Origin of the sequence: Burkholderia sp. A2 (assembly GCF_001729305.1) — a bacterium.
GTDB classification, from domain to species: Bacteria; Pseudomonadota; Gammaproteobacteria; order Burkholderiales; family Burkholderiaceae; genus Burkholderia; species Burkholderia sola.
Genome location: NZ_LZXX01000114.1, coordinates 1 through 3,340 on the forward strand (window position 1 = coordinate 1; position 3,340 = coordinate 3,340).

Here is a 3,340-nt window from a genome sequence, read left to right on the forward strand (position 1 = left end):
ATGGCGGGATCGAGCGCGTGATGCTGTGAGGAAACGACCTCGCAAACAATGCGGACGCGGCCGGTTCCCTGTATCGAGACTATGCGTGTGCGGCCAGCGTCGCGACAACGTGATCCTGGAGCTCGCGCTCCCTGGCATGGATGAAGAAATGATCGCCGTCGAACCGATGAAGCGAGAACGGTCCGTCGCTGTAGCGACGCCATTCATGCAACGCGTCGATATCGACGTGCGGATCGTGCAGGCCGCCAAATACGGTCAGCCCGCAGCGCAACGCGAAAGGCGTATCGGTGCAATAGCTTTCGGCGAGTGCCAGATCGGCGCGCAGCGCGCGCAGGAAATGCCGAAGCCACTCCGGCTCCGACAGCAACGCGTCCGGTGTGCCGCCCATCGTCTTCAGCCAGTCGATGAGCTCCGGTTCCGGCAACCGATGAATCGATAACGGACGAGGGACGACATGCGGCGCACGGTGCGCCGCGCAAAACGCATGAATGGGCCCGCGAAGCCGTCGTCGATCGAGTTCCCTCAACCATTCGATACCGACGACACTGCCGAAACTGTATCCGAAGGTGCCGAACGGCTTGTCGAGGAGCCCGTTCGCGGCGGTGGCCAACGCATCCGTCATCGCATCCAGCGATGTGGGCGGGGCTTCCGAGAAGCGCGTCTGGCGTCCCGGTAGCTCGACCGCCACGACTTCGATCCAGTCGGGCAGCTCGAGCGCCCAGCGCCGATAGAGCAGCGAACCCGCACCGGCGTACGGGAAGCAGAACAGCCGGTGCGTGGCCGCGGGTTGCGGGCGATGCAGGATGAACCAGGGGGTTATCTTGACTGGCATGCCGATTGAGAGCGGAAGTCGTGATGCGTCGCGGCCGCGATCCGGTCCGGGGCGGCGCGCCGATGACGGTGCAGCGTAATCGCAAGGGCCGGCGACGTGTGCCGTCCGACGGTACAGGTTGACGATCCATCCGGGTCGTGATTGCCCGCGAATGCGGGACGCGACATGCGATCCCGGCATCGAGTTCGCGCCCGAATGCTGCCCCAACGAACAGGTTTTTCCCTACACGCAAGTTGGTATTCTGCGCTGCGCGATCGTCCTGCACCGTGTTGTCGCGGCCTGCCAACTTCGTACATCGAGACCATGAACGCTGTAATACTCGAAGCCGTTGAAAAATCGTATCTGATGGGTTCCGTCAACGTGACCGCGCTGCGCGACGTCACGCTCGACATTCGCGACGGAAAGCTGACCGTCATCGCCGGTGCTTCCGGCAGCGGGAAGTCGACGTTGCTGAATCTCGTCGGATGCGTGGACCGGCCCGACCGCGGCCGCATCGTCGTGGCGGGCGAAGAGGTCGGACGCTTGTCGGACGATGCGCTGTCCGATTTTCGTGCTCGGCGGCTCGGTTTCGTCTTTCAGAACTTCAATCTGCTGCCCGTGCTCACGGCGCACGAAAACGTCGAATATCCGCTGCTTCTCGCGGGCACGCGATTGACGGAGTCCGAACGTGCGCTGAAGGTACGGGACATGCTCGATGCGGTCGGCCTCGCGGACAAGGCGCATCATCGTCCGGGACAGATGTCGGGCGGTCAGCGGCAACGCGTCGCGATCGCACGCGCACTCGTCGCGTCGCCGAACCTCGTGCTGGCGGACGAGCCAACCGCCAATCTGGACAGCAAGACCGGCCAGCAGATCATCGCGCTGATGCGGCGATTGCAACGGGAGCGGCGCGTGTCGTTCGTGATTTCGTCGCACGATCCGCAGGTCATCGCGGCGGGCGACGACGTTGTCCACATTGCCGACGGGATCGTGTCCGACGTGACACGCACCGATGACCAGGAGGCGTTCGCATGAAGACTTTTTCGCTCGCGCTCCGCAATCTGCTGCGCAACCGTCGCCGCTCGATCACGACCTTGCTCGCGATGATCGTCGGCGCGCACGCGGTGCTGCTGTTCGGCGGCTATACGCGCAACATCACGTACGGTCTGCAAACCGATTACGTGAAGTACGGCGGCCACCTGCAGATCGAACGCAAGGGGTTCTACGAGTTCGGCAGCGGGAACCCTTCCGAGTACGGGATCGACAACTACGAGGCGATCATCGATGCGGTGAAGGCCGATCCGGAACTGGCGAAGATGGTGCTCGTCGCGACGCCCACGCTGCAGTTGCAGGGTATCGCGGGCAACTTCGACGCGGGGTTGTCGCGTACCGCGCTCGCGCTCGGCGTGCGCGTCGACGATCAGAACCGGATGCGCACCTGGAACGACTATCAGTTCCCCGTGACGATCCCGCCGATGGCGCTGACCGGCACGACCGGCGACGCAGCCGTGATCGGCACGGGCCTCGCGCGCGTGCTCGAACTGTGCGGGCCGCTCAAGGTGCCTGACTGCAACCCGCCCAGGAAGTCCGCGGACACCACGACGGCTTCGCCGCTTCCGGGCGACATCGCGGCCCTTGCCGAGGGGACGCGTGCGGCGCCGGCTGCCGCGACGGGCGGCCGGCGGATCGAACTGCTTGCGGCGACCGCGCGCGGTGCGCCGAACGTGGCGGAACTGCAGGTCGTGAAGGCGGAGCGGCAGGGCATCAAGGAATACGACGACATGTACGTCGGCCTGCACCTCGCGCAAGCGCAACGACTCGTCTACGGCACCGAGCAGCCGAAGGCGACGGCGATCGTCGTCCAGCTGCGCCATACGTCGGATTTGCCGGCCGCGAAGGCCCGGATCGAGACGCTGCTGAAAACGAAATTCGCGGGTACGGATACGGAAGTCGTCGATTACACGGTGCTGAACCCGTTCTATGGTCAAGCACTTGCGATGTTCGCGACGCTGTTCGGTTTTGTCGCGCTCCTGATCGCTGCGATCGTGCTGTTCACCGTCGGCAACACCATGAGCACGGCGGTGTTCGAACGCACGGTCGAAATCGGCACGCTGCGCGCGATGGGATTGCGCCGTGGCGGCGTACGTCGCCTGTTCCTGTGCGAAGGGCTGCTGCTCGGCGTGATCGGCGCGGTGCTCGGCGTCGCCAGCGCGGCGTTGCTCGCCGGCATCATCAACGTCAGCGGTCTGACGTGGACGCCGCCGGGCCGCTCGCCGGTGCCGTTGATCATTCGTGTGTGGGGCGAGAACGACCTGATCGTCGGTACCGCGATCGGCCTGCTGGTGGTGGCGATGCTCTCCGCGTTGCTGCCCGCGCGCCGCGCGTCGCGAATGGAGATCGTCGATGCGCTCCGCTATGCGTGATCGGCCGATCGGATCGGGTGTCAATGAAATGTCGATGAAATGGATTCGTCGGCGGATTGTCATGTTAGCCTTCGCCGGGAGTTGCATCGCCATGCTCGGCGCATGC

3 protein-coding genes are annotated in these 3,340 nt (G+C 64.7%); 2 read left to right on the forward strand and 1 reads right to left on the reverse strand.

Features of this window, described 5'->3' with window-relative positions:
- Nucleotides 1-79 precede the first annotated feature (79 nt).
- A complete protein-coding gene (locus tag A9Z05_RS26035) occupies nucleotides 80-832 on the reverse strand; it encodes a thioesterase II family protein (protein ID WP_069620630.1) in 753 nt (250 codons plus the stop codon).
- A 303-nt stretch (nucleotides 833-1,135) separates the two neighbouring features.
- Here A9Z05_RS26035 and A9Z05_RS26040 point away from each other — a divergent pair, with 303 nt between their 5' ends.
- Both A9Z05_RS26040 and A9Z05_RS26045 read left to right on the forward strand, forming a co-directional pair.
- The gene (locus tag A9Z05_RS26040; protein WP_069620631.1) at nucleotides 1,136-1,846 is read left to right on the forward strand and encodes an ABC transporter ATP-binding protein; all 711 of its coding nucleotides are present in this window, start codon (nucleotides 1,136-1,138) and stop codon (nucleotides 1,844-1,846) included.
- Nucleotides 1,843-3,234: an ABC transporter permease gene (locus A9Z05_RS26045; protein WP_069620632.1), complete on the forward strand. Its 1,392-nt coding sequence runs from the start codon at nucleotides 1,843-1,845 to the stop codon at nucleotides 3,232-3,234. Before A9Z05_RS26040 ends, A9Z05_RS26045 begins: the two co-directional genes overlap by 4 nt.
- Nucleotides 3,235-3,340 lie beyond the last annotated feature (106 nt).

Excerpts from the sequence above, each read along its gene's own strand:
- A9Z05_RS26040 (WP_069620631.1), top strand. The coding sequence starts at position 1,136 with ATGAACGCTGTAATACTCGAAGCCGTTGAAAAATCGTATCTGATGGGT.
- A9Z05_RS26035 (WP_069620630.1), bottom strand. The coding sequence starts at position 832 with ATGCCAGTCAAGATAACCCCCTGGTTCATCCTGCATCGCCCGCAACCC.
- A9Z05_RS26045 (WP_069620632.1), top strand. The coding sequence starts at position 1,843 with ATGAAGACTTTTTCGCTCGCGCTCCGCAATCTGCTGCGCAACCGTCGC.